The 17,957-nt window shown below is 32.1% G+C and carries 12 protein-coding genes; all 12 read right to left on the minus strand.

Annotated elements, in window-relative coordinates; all coding sequences use genetic code 11:
• Window positions 1-1,497: a glycosyltransferase family 2 protein gene (locus G587_RS24185; RefSeq protein ID WP_051200752.1), complete on the minus strand. Its 1,497-nt coding sequence runs from the start codon at window positions 1,495-1,497 to the stop codon at window positions 1-3.
• A 40-nt stretch (window positions 1,498-1,537) separates the two neighbouring features.
• A complete protein-coding gene (locus G587_RS24190) occupies window positions 1,538-2,932 on the minus strand; it encodes a glycosyltransferase (protein ID WP_051200754.1) in 1,395 nt (464 codons plus the stop codon).
• On the minus strand, window positions 2,919-6,038 hold the full coding sequence (locus tag G587_RS0105050; RefSeq protein ID WP_026491358.1) for a glycosyltransferase: 3,120 nt from the start codon (window positions 6,036-6,038) through the stop codon (window positions 2,919-2,921). Before G587_RS0105050 ends, G587_RS24190 begins: the two co-directional genes overlap by 14 nt.
• A gap of 39 nt (window positions 6,039-6,077) precedes the next feature.
• Window positions 6,078-7,532, minus strand: coding sequence for a CDP-glycerol glycerophosphotransferase family protein (locus G587_RS0105055; protein ID WP_026491359.1), 1,455 nt, complete (start codon window positions 7,530-7,532; stop codon window positions 6,078-6,080).
• 85 nt (window positions 7,533-7,617) lie between these two features.
• Window positions 7,618-8,139, minus strand: coding sequence for an adenylyl-sulfate kinase (locus G587_RS0105060; RefSeq protein WP_026491360.1), 522 nt, complete (start codon window positions 8,137-8,139; stop codon window positions 7,618-7,620).
• Window positions 8,140-8,919: a phosphocholine cytidylyltransferase family protein gene (locus G587_RS0105065; RefSeq protein ID WP_026491361.1), complete on the minus strand. Its 780-nt coding sequence runs from the start codon at window positions 8,917-8,919 to the stop codon at window positions 8,140-8,142.
• 19 nt (window positions 8,920-8,938) lie between these two features.
• Window positions 8,939-9,547: a gamma-glutamyl-gamma-aminobutyrate hydrolase family protein gene (locus G587_RS0105070; protein ID WP_026491362.1), complete on the minus strand. Its 609-nt coding sequence runs from the start codon at window positions 9,545-9,547 to the stop codon at window positions 8,939-8,941.
• A gap of 20 nt (window positions 9,548-9,567) precedes the next feature.
• A complete protein-coding gene (locus G587_RS0105075) occupies window positions 9,568-10,329 on the minus strand; it encodes a class I SAM-dependent methyltransferase (RefSeq protein WP_026491363.1) in 762 nt (253 codons plus the stop codon).
• A complete protein-coding gene (locus G587_RS0105080; protein ID WP_035785733.1) occupies window positions 10,316-12,679 on the minus strand; it encodes a PEP/pyruvate-binding domain-containing protein in 2,364 nt (787 codons plus the stop codon). The genes G587_RS0105075 and G587_RS0105080 overlap by 14 nt, the downstream gene beginning before the upstream one ends.
• Window positions 12,680-12,805: 126 nt before the next feature.
• The gene (locus tag G587_RS24195) at window positions 12,806-14,032 is read right to left on the minus strand and encodes a glycosyltransferase (protein ID WP_051200757.1); all 1,227 of its coding nucleotides are present in this window, start codon (window positions 14,030-14,032) and stop codon (window positions 12,806-12,808) included.
• A 46-nt stretch (window positions 14,033-14,078) separates the two neighbouring features.
• On the minus strand, window positions 14,079-16,199 hold the full coding sequence (locus tag G587_RS0105090; protein WP_026491365.1) for a hypothetical protein: 2,121 nt from the start codon (window positions 16,197-16,199) through the stop codon (window positions 14,079-14,081).
• A gap of 238 nt (window positions 16,200-16,437) precedes the next feature.
• Window positions 16,438-17,640, minus strand: a complete 1,203-nt coding sequence (locus tag G587_RS0105095; RefSeq protein ID WP_026491366.1) for a CDP-glycerol glycerophosphotransferase family protein — start codon at window positions 17,638-17,640, stop codon at window positions 16,438-16,440.
• Window positions 17,641-17,957 lie beyond the last annotated feature (317 nt).

The following is a 17,957-nucleotide window of genomic DNA, read 5'->3' on the forward strand; positions in this document are numbered from 1 at the left end:
TCATTTAGCAACTAGCTCCTCAAATATAAGGCTATAGTAATATGGTAAATTCAAGCATTCCTTTTTTTCGTCTTCATTTAGCTCTGAATATTTCTCCCTCGCCATGTTTAAGTAGTGACGACCCAATTTAGATACAGTCACTTGATTTTTTTCATTTATTGATAAACTCCTTACCAACTCCAATAATTTAATAAAACACATAAAATAACCAATAACATTTTCATGTGAAACCGATTTAGTGACCGTAGATGCTTTCCTTATTCTCCTTCTAAACAGAGGAACCGGAAGATACCCTGCTCTTCCAGCTTCTAAAATTACTCGGGCAGAGAAAATATTATCTTCATGTATTATTCCTTCTACAAAATCTATACTTTGAGAAATTAAGAATCTTCGTCTAATCAATTGCAAACACGGCGAAGCCAAAAATTCTCCATTATTAATAAAAAGCGTAAGTAAATCCTCTCCTAGATACACCTCATCATAATGATTATTTCTTTTATAAAGTGAAAAATAAAACTCATTTTCCAGCGGGATATAACTATCATCATAAAACGTCTCTCCATCAAAATATAATACATCAAGCCCCCGTTGCATTGAATACTTGTAAAGAGTTGACAATGCTGTAATATCAATCAAATCATCACCATCCATAAAATAAATGTACTCTCCTTTTGCTTTACTTATTCCAATATTTCTAGCAGCTGATTGTCCTCTATTGTCCTGATGATATATCGAGATTCTTCCATCTTCTTCAGCATACTTTTTTAAAATGGATAATGAATTATCTGTAGAACCATCGTCAACACATATTATTTCAATTTCAAATAACGTTTGTTGTATTACAGAACAAAGCGCTGATTCTATATATTTTTCACAATTATATACTGGTATAACTACAGATATGCATGGCAATAAAACTGTTGATGCAGTATATATGCACTGGATATTATTTTGTCTAACTTGTATATTAACCCCTTTTTCAATCTTTTCATAAATATATCCAATCATATCTGAATTCTGTAAAGAAAGCGTAATAACCGGATCAAGTCTGCCTAACTTTTTATTTATCTCATGCAACCCATTTTTTATTTCATTCTCCACCCTCTCTATATCACGTATATTTGCCGAAAGTGTATTATCGATAACCAATTCTTCCCTGATTCTCCGGTAGATATCATTATTAAAAATATATATATTATTACTGCTTATTCCTTCCGTCTTCAAGTAGCTAACAATTTCCTGCTGCTTATTTTTACTTACTGCTATCAAAATATACAAATCTTTTTTTTTATCCAACTGATCAAAAGAATTGATTAAATAATTATCAAAAAAAAGCGGATTATCGGCTAGCTCAGAAACAATAATCCCCTCAATATTCATTTGCAAATGATGTTGTTTTAAATATGTATAAACATTATGAGCTACCACACCTGCACCATACATATATATATGATGGTGTCCAACAAAAATTCTTTTGACTTCATCTAATAATGTCATCTGTAATATCTCACTTTCTGAAATTCCATTATTGGATAATTCATTTTTTCATATCGTTGACCAAACTTTCAAGAATTGTTTCTAGCGAAATAATATTAACTTCACTACTAAACAAGTTCTTTATCTCATCAAAATCCGATATCGCTGTCACAATAACAACATCAGCTTCATCCAGCATGCTCAGGTAATTATTCAAGACATTATAGCCATTAACTGTTGATTCATGCAATTTTTTATCTATAATACCGATAATATCATACTTTTCATTCTCAAGCTTAGATATTAGCAGTTTTCCAAGAATACCATAACCATATATAACTAATCTATGATAATTATTTTGATCAAGAAATGAATTTAAAAATTTTTCATTTTGAAGTAGTAAAACCCAATTAAACAGTACATTTCGTATTCTTCTATTCCTCTCAAATCTGTCACAAAGAATATTATAATCCTCTCTAAGTTTTGAGTAGTCTTCCCAAAGCTTTAAATTATCTTTCCATAAACCAATATTTTTTTCCTCTTTTTTAAATAACTCATTTCTTAAATACACGATAGTTTCTTCTCTTTCATCTTCATCGATTACCACAATAAAATCCATAATATCTTGCTTATCTGCTTTAACACGTTGATTAACAAACTGGTTTATTATACACTCATACCAACAATTTCTTTTTTTGTATTCTTGTTTGTATGTAGTATAAAAATATATTAAGGATTTCCAATATTCTTTATCATTTTTGCCTAATGAATCACTTTGTAAAAAATTTTTAACTAAATAATCATTTGAAAATATGATTTTATATTTTGATTTCAACAATACACGGAAAAAAAAATCCCAATCTTGAAACCTCTTTAATGCTACATTAAACCCTCCTAATCCTTCTATTGCCTGCTTTTTAATAACAATAGTATTAGTATCAATTACATTCCCATATAGCATCTCTTTTAAAAACTGTTCATTATCAGAATACCCAACCATTCTTTCACATATTTCTTTTGATGGAAAACATTCTTCATTACCTGCATCTACCAAAGCTGTTGCACCAAATACTCCGCCCACGTCCTCTGGCAATTCTAGCAATGTAGTCATTCTACTTGATAGATATTCTTCCCTCCATACATTGTCCGAATCAAGAAATGCAATATAATTATAATAAGCATTTGCCATTCCTACATTTCTGGCATAGCAAGCACCACTATTCTTTTTATTCTTTATATATCGAATCCTTTTATCACGAATTTTCATGATTAATTCTTCCGTGCCATCATTTGATCCGTCGTCTACAACTATAAGTTCAAAATACTTATAGCTTTGACTCAATACTGAGTTAATAGCCCTACCAATTGTATTGGCTCTATTGTACGTAGGCATAATGATTGATACAGCATTTAGATTATTATTATAAATCTTATTTTCTCTTCTAGAATACGTCATAGTATGCAAAAAAGTCCTTATACTTTTTTAATCCATTCTTTTCTAGTTGCTCTTCTATTTCTAAATTTGCTTTACAAGCAACAATAATCAAAGTATCTTCATAATTACTGAAATCTTTTGGTTTAATTACTCTCTTCCCATTAATTATCATTCCTTCTTTAGTCTCAGAATTATCAAAAAAGTAATCCACTTGTAAAGTTCCATGTTGAGCAATTAAGCGTCTGCACACTTTTCCAGTCCCCCAAAATGCAAGTTTATCCTTCCCAAGGTTGTGTTTTAGTCTCTCAATTTCCGACTCTACATTTCCCCTATCATCCTTACCAATATAAGCCAATCTCTGTTCCCAAAACTGTGTTACGTTTATACTATCAACAGCTCCATATAATTTATCTTCATAAAACGAGGCACAGAAAGCCTTAAGATCATTCTTGGTAATCTTTTCTAAATAATCCTCAAATGGAAACAAAATATCATCAGTTCTAAAATCAATATAGTTTTCATATTCTGAAAAGAGTCTCCAAAATTCTCTATTAAATCTTAAAGCAGCTTCTTGCATCATTAAAAGGGGAAATAAATCCGTATATGATTTCTCATATTCCTCAAAAACGAGTTCAATATTATTATTGGTGTTTTTATATTGAATACAAGATGGGGCCTGCTCCGAGAAAAAGTATTCACGAATAACTCCTGATACTGGTGGTATAGTGTCCATTATGCTGATAATATCAAATTGATTAGCACGCATAAAATGCATATGTTTATCAATATCAGTGTGGACAAATAAAGCCATAGGCTTATTTCCGGAAGCATCGGTGATTGCACTATGTATTGCCGCGCTATATCCCATATCATAAATAAGATCATCTGAGCAAATATCTTTATAATATTTACGAATTACATTTTGAGATTTTGTGTGTTTATTCTTACTATAGCAATTATCCAAGAAAAAACTAATAAAGTTATGATATTGGTCAATTGAACTGAATTTCTCATATGGATTCCATCCATTCGCTTTCAGATAATTAACTCCTATCTTACGCGAACAAAAACTAAGTAATTCACAAATCATTAGTGGGGTATATTTACTATAGACAATTGGCAGATTATAAAAATCAGATTTATAGGCTACTATCATTGGTAACATTGCTTTTCTTGATGTATATCTATAATCAGTTACCACTTTATTCTTGCATATTGACATATATTCATCGTAAGCCTTCTTTAACAGATATCCGTCTCTTGAAGTAAATACAACTCTCTTCTTTTTATAAGCTTTCAGAACTTTGTTCAATTTAATAATTTGAGCCACAATGTTCATTCCTAGAACGTAATATCCCATAAAATATGGATCTGCCCCATATTTTGTGAGTGGATTAAATGGTCTAAATGGATTGTCAAAATAATAATTTGCTACCATTTGAATCATGCAACCATACCCATTTATTCCGGCTCTATCTTTATCGATCAAAACATACTTTTCCATGGCATCCATGCAATTGGGTATATAAAAAGCATTCCACCCGCACTGTATTGCCATATCATAATCACTGTAATAATTATCTCCAAAATGGATAATTTTACCTGGAGCCGTTGCTAATTGCCGAACTATTTCTTTATATAAACTTCCCGTACGTTTAAGCTTACCAGTTTTAGATGATACAAATATCCTTTCGTAATTTGTATAACCATTTTTTTGTAAAATATTTTCTACATCGTTTTCATCAAGATACATATCCGACGTAAAAATTACCTTTTTACCAATATCTAAAGCGTATGAATAAATTGAATAAACAAAGCGTCGTTTTAAATTATATTTCTGTTCCAAACATATCTCCGCATTCCTTAGTGACAAGCACACTTCTTCAGGAATACGATATGTTACTGATATATAATGATATATATCATCCAAATTGATATCTTCCTTTTCTGATACTGCTCTACATCCATTCTCACCATCTATTCTCAATGTGTGAAAGCTACTGTTACAACGATATAATTTTTCAAACGTCTCATCCAAAAGATAAAATAAATCACATGGATTATAAAATGGTCTTTTTACAGCGGTTTCAAAAATATCAAAGCTGACATATTCTTCTTTTCCGTTTAATAATCTGTTTTTTATTGTACTTAATACATTGTCAAATTCTGCATGAACACTATAAAAATAGCTATCCCCAAAAGTTGAAGATAGCCCTCTGTCACCGCATAGAGTGTCTAAAATCTTCAGACATTCTTTACGATCTTTTTCTTCTACCATTTTTACTGAATTAAACCAAATTCGAGAATACATTTGTCTTACTCTATATATATGATCACTAATCCACTTCTCTCGTTCATCAAAGAACTCATCTAATTTATCAAATACGCAGGTAATATCCTGCACATTTTTAATATATTTTTGACAACTAAGATTTCCAACTCCAGTAGAAGAATCATTATGTTGACAATAATAATATACTGCATCCTGCTCAAACTCAGCACCCTGCGCATAGTAAATAAGAATTGATGAAAACAAGAAATCTTCAAGCATCACCAAATGCTTATCAACAGTTTTAAAAAAGGGCAAAGCTTTCATCCATAACTCTTTTTTATATAGTTTGTTCCAAATAGTATGCCATACGTATGCAGTACCCTCTTGCTTATAATATTCTTGTTTAAAATCATTTCCATATAAAGGAAACTTTTCAAAAACAGTATTCATAATAGGAAATACTGTATTTTTCCCTTCAGCACTAAACATTGCAGTATACGAATAAACAATATCCGCATCACTTTCTTCAATTTTACGCACCAAGCTCCTAAAAAAATCATTATCGATATAATCATCTCCATCAACAAATGCTATGTAATCACCTGTTGCGTTCTCTACTCCTGTTATTCTAGCTTTAAATAAACCTTCGTTTTGCATTTTCTTAATATACTTAATATCAAAATCGCATCCCTTTTCCAAATATTCTTGAATCAGTTTATCTTCATTTTGCACTGAGCCATCATTAATAATAATTAACTCGATATTTCTATAAGTCTGACTAAGTATGCTACTAATACATCTGGAAACGTACTTTTCAACATTATATATAGGAACAATTACTGAAATCTTTTTCATCATCAACCTTTCTTTATTGCAATAAGGTATATCTAATTACTAATTTTGGAAAAAATAGTATATTCTTTCACAAACTTTACCATCAAAACCAGTTGTCATATAATCTCTATATACTTGCATTTCCTCCTTTTGATAATCTTTACCATCACCTATCATTTTAATAAAATCGCCGATTTCTTGCATTCCAGTTGCTTTATACATAGCTTTATACCATGCTTGTTCCTCATAATCGCCATCTTCTGTACCTCGTAATATGCATAAAATAGGCTTATTATAAAACAAATAATTGAGATTTAAAGACACTTCAAGATTAGAAATCAAAGCATCTGAAATAGAGCAACTCGCATAATAATTCGGCAACATATCAATAATAACTGAATATTCTTCCTCATATTTCATTATCTCATCAATGTAATTCTCTCTCTTTAACGTAAGTGGATGAGGTCTCCATATCATAACCCTTTCCGGATTCTCCGCGGTAAAGAATTTAAATAACGGTCTTGGATCAATGACTGTAGATAAAAAAACGGTTTTCCCTTTACACCTTTCTTTCCAATTATCTGGCAGTTCAACATCCTCGTTAATCGATTCATACAAATTATCTAATCTAGGATACCCAAATCTCAAAACTTTTTTCTGCCATAATTCATTATTCTTACATATCCAATCACAAAAATATTCACTCCCTATATAATAATCAATACTACGTAATACCTGTTCATTATAACTTGAATTTTTAGTTTCCTTTTTCGACATTCCTGAATGATATAAATGTGTTCTAATTGGTGTCACCTGTATCAGTACATTTTTACGATCAGGCCCAAAATCCATCCCAAATGGAATGTAATGATGATCATATCCCAAACCGAAGCACAATTTAATTTCACACTTCTCCAATATATGATTCGATTTAAAAATACAAATAATATCTTTTTTCTTCAGATCGTTGATTATTCTAATAATACGTCTTAAATTATCCACTCCCGCAAACGACCATTCTAATGAGTCCTTTTCAGGGAAAACCATAATACACCTGCTACCTCTTTGGTGAAATATCTCAACCAATTTTGAATTACTATAATAAAAATACGAATATGATGACCAAAAGAACCCTGCATCAAATAAACAATCGTCAATATTCTGCGAAGATAACAATTCATTTAGCTCATCCCATTCCAATGAATTATAAAATACAGCCTCTTGATAACCTGTCACATATACATTTGCATGTTTTTTTATTTTTTCAGATATTTCAGCAATTATCTCATTCTGCATCTGTATGTTTCCGATTGCAACTAATACACACTCTATGTTGTTCTCCAAAACATATTTAATTAAATCTTTATCAGAATAGATGGTATACCCACTTATTTGCTTTCCAAGTTTTTGGACATCACGATCAAAAAAGGCATAAACATCAAAAACCTTTCTTAGTTCAGTATAGTCGATATTTTCTGCAATTAATCCAGCACCGTATATAACAGTCCTTCTCATTAATCACTCCTTCAAATTTGAAATGTCATAATGCTCCTTGTAATCATTTTTTGCATACAAGGACTGAAATGGCATTACCTTATGATCAAATGTTGCGCAATATCTCTAATACCATTTCTGTAGGTTTTTTGAGACCATCATTATCTAATATCAAGTCCGGAGATTTTGGTTCCTCAAATATGAAATCCACCCCAGCGACAGTAGTATCTTCCTCAGAGGAACTACCACTATATAACCCCTTTTGATCACGATCTTTTAATATTTCTAATGGAACACGTATATAGATTTCTTTATAATTTCTAATATTTTCTCTATTCCATTCTCTTATACTATCAAACATTGAAATCGTGCATATAACAACATTTATACCTTGATCAGACAAGAGCTTACATAATTTAGAGTAGCGCATTGCACACTTTTTTCTGTCCTCTTTAGAATAGCCCAGATCATCTCCAAATACCTTTCTTAATGTATCCCCATCAAAAAAAACACTATTTAGATGTTCCTCATGATATGTTTCATAAAACAAACTACCAATAGTAGTCTTACCCGCACCAGCCAGACCTGTTATCCAATATACCATTCCCTTTTGTTTAGTATTCTCCACTTAAATAATCCCTTCTTCAGCAAGCTTTAAATCATCCTTATCATCCACTTCATACCATCCCCTATCAATATGAAGAGCTTTAAGTTTCTTGCCTTCATCTATCATCCCTTGAAGCAAATCTGTCATATACATTTTTCTATAGTTTCGCTTTGTTCTCCAAAGTGATTCGCCTACCTCAGATCTTCTGGATGCTTCTTCAACTATTTCAAGCATATCTTTAATCCCTTTGCCAACAAATCTCATAAGTCCTATATACTGTGCCATTACATCTTTTAAATCAGTAGTCTTTTGTCCGATCTCTGTTAGATAATCACCGGCATCATACTTTAATGTCTCCGCATCATCTAGTGGATTATCACATCTAGCTGCCCAGTATGAATACCACCCATCATCAACTACAACTCCAATATCCCCTCTATACTGTAGCACTTCGGCTAATACATGCTTCTCATATATAATATCTCCATAAGATATTAAAATATCTTCTGCCTTTTCAATTACGTTTTTAGCACACATAAGTGAATAAACCATATTTGTATTTTCATATTCATCGTTTTTTACTAATGTTATCTTCGTATCTTTTAATTCATCAATCAAAGTATCAGCTTTATATCCGCATACAATGATTGTATCTTCTTCCTTAATACCACAATTTCTCATAACATCCAATTGCCTTCTGATAATACTTTTCTTACCTACTTCAACCATACATTTGGGTTTATCATCAGTTAGTGGTCTTAATCTTGTACCTTGACCTGCAGCCAAAATAATTGTTTTCATACCTTTATAATCTCCTTCGCTATTTAAATAAACATCTAAGCATTTCTATATCACTCTCTTCAAATGGTATATTTCTTTCTGGATGCCACATCGTTCCCACAATATTAGCATCTTTCACTTTTATTGCTTCCACAATCTTATCATCAGAAACTGCCACAACATTAACTCCGTTACGCATACATTCATCTATATCTGTGCATGCATAATTATGATAACTATTTACAATACGATTACCTATTTCACCAGATACATTATGTTTAACAGCCACATGACCAGATATCTTATTTAATGAGCATTTATAATAATCTAGAATAAATTGCATACCTCTACAGAAACCATAAACTGGAATACTATTATTTAGAGCGAAATCCACAAGTCTTTTCTCAGTCTCATCACGCTCTATTGTATCTCCCCCATATTTTGCGAGATTACTCCCTCCGGAAAGGATTATTCCTATCGGTTTCACTTCATGTAAATAATCTTCAACAAGTTCTGGAAGATTTGGAATAGGTATTGGACAATATCCACACTTCAAAATAAAATTTGCAATATTTTGATCCGCACAATCTCTCCGCTCATTATAAGATTCAATAATCTCAACTCTCTGCGTAAAAATCACTTTTTTCATTATTCACCCATCATTCTCAATTAACATACTTGAGCTGTCCATGCTCTTGATTTATAAGGCACTGCTATCTCTTTCATACCAGTTAACATTTTATCTATATTATTTAAGATCATTTCAAACCGCTCGGGTCCTGCCTGGGATTGAATATCATTTACCGATCTCCATATATTGATGTACCGTTCCTTAGACATGATTTCTTCATGCTCAGCTTCCATAAAAACTATATTTTTAAAGTTTCCACCTAACTTATTTTTGATAATCTCCGTCGTAACAGAAGCCCCTGATGATACTCTCTTCAATTCAGGTACAATCCGATGGATCATTTCTTCTATATCGACAAACAGCTCATTCCTCTGAACATCTCTTGGATTCCAAATAGCAGTAAAATAACCATTGGCTTTTAATACTCGCTTAAATTCTATAGATGCCTTCGTTGCATCAGCCCAATGAAATGAAGATCCCATCAATAACCAATTGACTGAATGTTCATCTAATCCCGTAGCCTCCGCTGCCCCCTTTTTCCATTGAAATTCAGGGATTTTAGAAAAGATTTTTATTCCTTCATTTCTCATCGCATCGTTAGGTTCAACCGCATATCCTCGCATTCCAATTTCATATAAGTTACTTGTTAACTTGCCAGTACCGGCACCTACATCAGCAACAACTATATCATCTCCAAATTCCACCATAACTCTATTACTTACATAGCGTAAAAGTTCTTTTGAATAACCAGGTCTGTCCACATAGTATTTAGCTAATTCTGTAAAATCACCTTGCTTCATTTTTATCTCTCCTTATTATTTGTATGTTTTTCTCAAGTGCATTTAACGCAACAATACTTGCCTGTTTTAATCTAAAAAATGACTTTTCTCCTACCCCTACGGCAGCTGGTATTTCCAATTCACCAGCACGTATTGCCATATGAGAATTAGCTCCCCCATACATAGTGATAAATCCTTTAATATCATGTGAAAAGATCCAATCATAACCAGGATCAGCACTTTTTATTAATACTATTCTTCCTTCTATATCCGAATTAATATCATCATCTAGGCACACCACCTCAGCACAAGCTTTTTTTGTAGTTATATAATTTGGTTCTGTATCTGGATATTCGAATTGCCAAATATCAATATTTGACGTCACTACTGGTGGTAGGGTAATCTGCTTAGTAACATCATAATAAGCTCTGCCCTCCTCAATATATTTATGTATTATTTCCTTAGCATTTTTAGTAGAAGAATATAGTTCCTGAATCACATGAATATTTGCATAAGACATCTCTTCCTCAGATATTCCATACTCTTTCCCAACATGTTTTAAAATTCGAAGTGCCTCTGAAACATTTCTCGTAAATACAAATTTTCCAAATTCTCGTCCTTCAATAACACATTTAATAAATTCCAATAATTCAATTACATCTGTCGAAAGCCCACTTTCTTGCAATCTCTTCCTCAGTTCTTTCATTTGGGAAAGTGATAGCTTAAACATCTTTCTATCATGTTTTTGCTCTTTTTCATGAATCCAATCGAAATACATGTCAGGGGCTTCATCATATCTTTTTGAAGATATGTCATATGTACCTGGTCGAAGATGCCCATATTTTTTTAAAAATCCCTCCTTTGAGAGCATTATAAAATCATCATTCATACGAGAACTAACTGTATTAACACTATTCATAAATGCTGAGTACTCATCTTCTGATATAATTCCCACAGATACCATTGACTTTAGAATCTGCACAGCAATGAATGCACCTCTCGCCAATCCAGCAAATGGAAGCGTTCCATATCTTTTACAATCTTCAAGAAGCCAATAAATTCTATCAATATCATTCAAATTGCTATCCATTAGCTCATAATATCTTTTCTCCAATATTTCAATCTTCTTTTCATCTTTTCTCCATAATCCACGCTCGAAATCTGTAATATTCTTTGTCACGAGACATAGTGAATCCACAATCTGCGAAAGCTCATCTTTAGAAAATCCATATTCTCTTAGTACTTTTATGCGTTCCTCGAGGTCAAATGTATAACATGAAAAAACTATATCAAACTCCGCTTTATCATGTGCTTTAGGATTCTTTTTTAGTAAATCGATATAATAATTTACTAATTTCTCGCTTAAACTATCGCTCAATGTAGCTGGTATAAAAGAGTTAAAACTTACCCTTACATCGATGTAGGGGCATCCTCCAAAGTCAACCAATAAAGGAAAACTTCTCAAGTTTCTATAACCATAATTGTCTCTTTGATACGCCCAAACATTATCAGTGATAAGTTCTCTATATAAAGACAAAGCAAGAGGCTTAGGTCTTATGCCTATCATTTCTGCTGGATTCCAATCAGTCATTACACTATATATCGTGTTTTTACCACACAAAAACGGTCTTTTCTTCTGAGCATTATTTATATATTCTGAAATCCTTTCTAGTTCCTTTTTTTGTAATTCGCTATTTGATAATTTATTCCTCATAACCAAGGGTCTAACTTGCAAAATATATAGATTTTCATTTTTATCAAATGCAAATTCAACGTCAAGATTATTTTCCTCAAATAATCCCTCAAGTTCTGCAAGACATGAGCACAATTTACTTAGCCTTTTGTTCTGTGTATCATCTGAGTATGCACAAATATTATTAAAATTTTTGCTTTTATGAAAATAGAATAAGTGGTTTTCATTCCCATCCCCAGACGTCACGCTTTCGGTAGAACCTGTTGTATCATAATTTACAACATAGTAATCCCCTCCTGTATTAGGATCTAACGTAAAAGCAACCCCACACATAACTGGAGAATTCAGCATAGTCTGTACTAACACTTGATCCGAATAATCAGTACGATTGTACGAACCTATTACTTTTTCAATCGCATTATGAAGGTCATCTATATTCAATTTCACATTGGGAATTGAGAGAAATCTGCCAGCATTACTATTTTCAGAAGTATCTTCATCATGACAACTTGATCGAATAATTACAGTAGAATTAAATTCATTCATAATATTATCCATAATGCATTTACTATCTTGTAGCCATTCTTTAACAGTAAAAGATACTTGAGGAAATATTTTGGCATTATGAATAATGCCTTCTAGCATCTTTAGAGTATCAGCTTTAGACCCATGTATCATACAGAAGTTGCCCCCTTTGTCTATTCTATAATACTTCCTATAAATATAATCAAAAGCAGTACAAGTCATTAACTACACGAACTAATAATTCTTTTATAAGTTTTAAATATCACTACGTATATTCCTTTATCGAGCACGTAAAATAATTTTTTTAGTAATCCCATCTTTTTTTAGCACTTCATCTATCTCAGGAATTAAATGTTCTCTCATCGCTATTATTACCACATCCGTCGGTAATATATCTTGTTTGTTGTATTTGAACACCTTTATCCCCTTAACAACTTCTTTATCTCTATCAAGATTTGTAACTAATAATCCTGCTACCTTAATTTTATTATTATCCAAATAATCGAGTGCTACACTAGCAACCATTCCCGCCCCATATATCCACACTCTAGCAGCATTTTTTATAAGTTCTTGCTCTGAATACGTTAACGGTATAATCTTATACTCCAGATTCTCTTTACATTGAATAATATCATAGAAAAATTCATCTACCGCTCTTCCAACATGAAGTGATTTCTCCTTAGGAAGTACACTATTGTAATATTCATATACTCGGTATCTCTTCTTTAAATATGAGTAAAAAGCTTCGTCTAATTCCTTATTTGTCGCATACGCGCTCCATATCCTTGCTATTTCCATCATAACAACAAAAATAGACTGGCGCCTTGCTTCAGTTATTTCGCTCATTATAGAATCTTTTCGTCGTCTGTAGTAATAAAGAACATCATCTATCACTCGAACCTTTTTAGCTCCTAATATTGCCTTAACATAATATAAGTAATCCTCATGTACAATACCTTCATAAAATAAAATGTTATTATTTAAAACATAATCTTTATTATAAACCGCTGTATACGCAGTAATATTTGTTATATTATCTTTTTCAAAAATGCAAAATAATTCATTGCCTGCATAAACTTTAGAATATTTACTCAAATCAAGCTTGATAGAAAAATCATCATTCCCTAAATTTTCTTTATTAAAATAGATGATATCCATATCATCTATTTTTAAAATATTATATAAAGTATCTAACATGGATATGTCGATCTTATCATCAGAATCAACAAAAACTAGGTATCTTCCTCTTGCTTTGAATATTCCATTATTTCTACTTGCTGATAACCCAACATTATGTGTATTTTCATATATTCTTATTTCTAGATCAGAACGATCCGCATACAAATACAAAATATTCTTTGAATTATCAGTTGATTCATCTTCAACACAAATTATCTCAAAATCCTTAAAGCTCTGTTTTTGTATACTGTCTAAACAATCAGCTAAATAGTCTTCTACATTATAAATCGGAACTATAATTGAAAAAAAAGGAGTATTGTTCTTCATTGACACCTGCATATCTTTTTTAATGATTCTAAAAAAATCTTTGCAACTACTCGAATACCGGATATTCCTGGACTTTAGATAAGATGTTATCATAATAAAAAGCACACTTTAACTGTTCTTCAATTTCTATATTACCTAGGTAAAATTGCTTCCACAGTTCATTAATAAAATCTGTATCAATCCATCTATTACCAAGCTTTTCATAATCCTTAATAAACTCTTTAATTCCATTATTTATTCTTATTCTTGCATTCCATTCTTTCTGATTAGTCATTTTAGGTTCTGTCATGAATGTCCCATCTTGCTTTATGGACTTAATCATCCCATAAGGAGCTGTCAAAAAAGATTCAACAAATATGCTTTGTTTTCGTATATAACTATCTTCGCCCTTATAGTCATTATTCTTTTGGAAACAAGCATGCATATCATTATCACTTGCTTGTTTTCTTACAACCATATAAAACCCTTGTAAATCTATTCCCAAAATTTTCGATAGTAGTTTTTGACTACTGCCTGCATACCATAAATCCACCAATGCATCATCCTTGCATAAATGTAATTCATTCAAATACTCTTTAAACTCATTAGCTTCCTTAGACAAACCAGGAAAAATCATGTCAATATATGGTCTTAACCATTCTTTAATCTTACTAATTTCACTTGGAAGTACTATCCATTCATCACTATGTTCATCATTTTCAGGCAAAGAATAATGCAACCTAGACTTGACATAATCACAGAAACGACCAGAATATGGATGCTCTAATAGGGGACTCCATTCCTTGTCGCTATCACAATCTGCTATTAGTAAAAGCTCACGCGAAACTGGCAAATACTGTGCTTGAGTATATATTTTTTTACATGCGACACTTTTCAGATAATTGTAATCCTCTATTAGCCAATACCCATCTCGAGCCATAAAAAAAATTCTGTTAATATTCTGTTTTTTTGTCTGCTCGTCTATCCATTCCAAAAATGTGTATATCATACTGCCAAAAAGTACATATCCAATGTCTTCGTACGATTTAAGAATTACTTTACCTCGAGTGGCGACTAGCCCAAATGCATCTGCGAATAAACGTTTACACAACAGACCTGCAAACACGGATTCTGCTTTTGTTTGTACGCTTACCAGAAGTTCCTTCATGGATGACATTTCCCAAATTTTATTGGGTGATGCTACATAAGCTGTAGCTATCCCATATCTTTTAGGTTGTTCTATGTCTCCAATAACATCATCTCCTATATGAATTATTTGAGATTTCTCATGCTCTTTTACAAATTGTTCCCATAAACTCCCATCTTTTTTACTATGTTTCAATTCATTTGATATCATCAATGGAATATTTTCGCTTATACCTGCTTTGTAACACAATTCCTTTAAAAAAGAAGTTGGCAAATACATATCGCTAATAATATACACTTCTTTTTCCTCAGAGATTCTATTACACAGCTTAACCATATCCGCCCGTGGATATGAAACAACTCTTTCTACATCAAGCTCTATTCTTTTGGCCATTTCTTTAAGTTCTTCACTATAGGAATTCTTATTCCATATAATGTCATAAATCTCATCAATATTTATATATTTATTTGACAAGAGAGAATCTGCTCTTTTCCTTTCATCATAAAAGTTGCCCAAAGAATCAGTTATGTCATTTAATCTATCAGAAGACAAATTTTGGACGTCATCAGGAATCAATATGCTTCTAGCTATAAGCGTATCAAAAAGATCAAATGTAACGATATCGTAGTTTTCAACTTCCCTCTCGAGATCTTTGACGTCCTTTTGCCAATACTCATTTCCTGATGATTCCTCTAACACTTCTGTTCTCGCTATCGTCCCATCTAAATAGTAAACTGGTATTTTTACATCTCTTATCCTATGAAAAATAATATTCCAATAATTTCTATGAGTATTGATTATTATAATATCTGCAACTTTTTCAGCATTTTCTACACTAACTATTGGTACTCCTCTAATATTCCTTCCGATATTCTCAGGATCCTTGTCCAATAAAGCAACAAAGTTATATTGCATACCAAGCTCTGTCAATATCACAGAAGTCATTCGTCCAATACCATATAAGGCTATCCTCATATTTTTAAACTTACCAAAATTTTTATTGAACGATTCCACTTCATCCTTAAACTTAAGATTAATCATTTTACCACCGGTATGCTAATCACTATTCCTATAATGACCTTGAAAAAGCATCATTTACCTGTTTAATGCTCTACTTGTACTTATAAAATACTATAATCCCTTATTTGCTTATATAATCTTTGAACTTGTAACTTATCATTATGCCCTACATTCTTTAATTTTATAATTTAAAAGGTACAGCTCACGCTGTACCTACAATATAAATCATATTCCTTGTAGTTATATCACTTTACATACTCTAAAGTTTTTGAATAAAACTCTCCACTTCTTTTGCAACTCTCTCACTTGCATGCCCATCTTCAATGACCTCATTTCTTTTTATAAATTTATGAGCTACAGAAAGGTACTTATCTAAATCAAAGTTTTTTATATTATCTTCTAATTCTTCATTATTTTCAGCAATTGTAAATGGCAGCTCTTCTCTCTTCCACATGAATTGTCCACGATTTTTCACATATTCCTGAATATCATCAGCATAAAGCAAAACCGGAATCTTAGCGAAAGCCGCATCAAAAGCGCAGCTACTGTAATCCGTTATAACCAGATCACATCCACCCATTATTTCACTTATATCAGGCAGCTGACTCACATCAATAAGCCTGCTATCTTTACTTAATAATGGCATCTCATCAAGCTTTGCTGAGAGCTGTGGATGTAGCCTTAATAAAACATTCCACTCCCCACCAAACTTATCTCCAAGCGCCTTTATCAACCTATCAAAATCAATCTGTGGTGTTTCAGCAATAACCTGTTTTTGTCCTTGTTGATTACCACCTCTGAAAGTAGGTGCGAATAAAACAAGCTTTATATTTTCATTAAGAGAAAGTTTTTCCCTTATTTCTTTATGCAACTCTTCCTTATTATTTATAAGCGGATCAACTCGTGGGGAGCCAACCCTAAGAGTTGGTCCGCTATATAAAAGCTTTTTTGGATAAACTCTGTCACAATATTCTGAATTGGACAGAAAATAATCGGCAAGATTAGAGTCCCACTCACTGACAAGTCTTGCTATCTCTGGAAATGCATCCCCTCGAAATAGTCCAACAGCCTTAAAACCAATAGTCGCATGCCAGGTTTGGATATATATCTGTGTTTTCCTTTTCAATGTCCCGAATGGTTTTCTATAGTTATCAATCCATACTTTTGATGTAGCTAGATGAAATGCAGTGTTAAATGTCGTATCTTTAATAGTTTTGATATATTCCGGGAACTCTTTTGTTGTATCATGAAGCAGCCAAACCATTTGCAAGTCAGGTCTTCTTTTATGTAGTTCCTCTGCAATATATCTCGGATTGCATCCAAAACCACCATCACCTTCAAAAGCAGAAAATACTACTTTCTTTTTATTAACCGGGAATACCCATAATAAACGAAAAAGCAAGCTTAATCGTCTTGCTTTTCTTTTTCTCATCTCTATATATTTAATATCATTAGTATCCAATTATTTATGTTATTCCTCAACTCGCATCGGTATCTCTACTCTTAAAAGAGTGGATGATATATTAGGTGTATGAGGAAGATAGATAACATCTACTCCGAAGGGTTTTAGATCCTCTTCGGTCTGTTTCCATCTTGCATCCCCTTTCCAGTCATCACCTATAAATACAGCATCAAATATACTTTTAATTTATCAATCTTATTATGTATATCAGCGACTATGCATTATGCTATATGGGTCCAGAATTATTTATAACGAAAGCCCTCCAGATACTTCTAAAACTTGCCCTGTCATATATTCTGTATAGTTAGAAGCTAACA

It is taken from the genome of Butyrivibrio sp. XPD2002, from assembly GCF_000423945.1.
In the GTDB taxonomy this organism is placed as follows: Bacteria; Bacillota; Clostridia; order Lachnospirales; family Lachnospiraceae; genus Butyrivibrio.

What these genes read in the sequence shown, in the direction of transcription:
- G587_RS24185 (WP_051200752.1), bottom strand. Translation starts at nt 1,497, where the DNA reads ATGACATTATTAGATGAAGTCAAAAGAATTTTTGTTGGACACCATCAT.
- G587_RS24190 (WP_051200754.1), bottom strand. Translation starts at nt 2,932, where the DNA reads ATGACGTATTCTAGAAGAGAAAATAAGATTTATAATAATAATCTAAAT.
- G587_RS0105050 (WP_026491358.1), bottom strand. Translation starts at nt 6,038, where the DNA reads ATGAAAAAGATTTCAGTAATTGTTCCTATATATAATGTTGAAAAGTAC.
- G587_RS0105055 (WP_026491359.1), bottom strand. Translation starts at nt 7,532, where the DNA reads ATGAGAAGGACTGTTATATACGGTGCTGGATTAATTGCAGAAAATATC.
- G587_RS0105065 (WP_026491361.1), bottom strand. Translation starts at nt 8,919, where the DNA reads ATGAAAACAATTATTTTGGCTGCAGGTCAAGGTACAAGATTAAGACCA.
- G587_RS0105070 (WP_026491362.1), bottom strand. Translation starts at nt 9,547, where the DNA reads ATGAAAAAAGTGATTTTTACGCAGAGAGTTGAGATTATTGAATCTTAT.
- G587_RS0105075 (WP_026491363.1), bottom strand. Translation starts at nt 10,329, where the DNA reads ATGAAGCAAGGTGATTTTACAGAATTAGCTAAATACTATGTGGACAGA.
- G587_RS0105080 (WP_035785733.1), bottom strand. Translation starts at nt 12,679, where the DNA reads ATGATACATGGGTCTAAAGCTGATACTCTAAAGATGCTAGAAGGCATT.
- G587_RS24195 (WP_051200757.1), bottom strand. Translation starts at nt 14,032, where the DNA reads ATGAAGAACAATACTCCTTTTTTTTCAATTATAGTTCCGATTTATAAT.
- G587_RS0105090 (WP_026491365.1), bottom strand. Translation starts at nt 16,199, where the DNA reads ATGATTAATCTTAAGTTTAAGGATGAAGTGGAATCGTTCAATAAAAAT.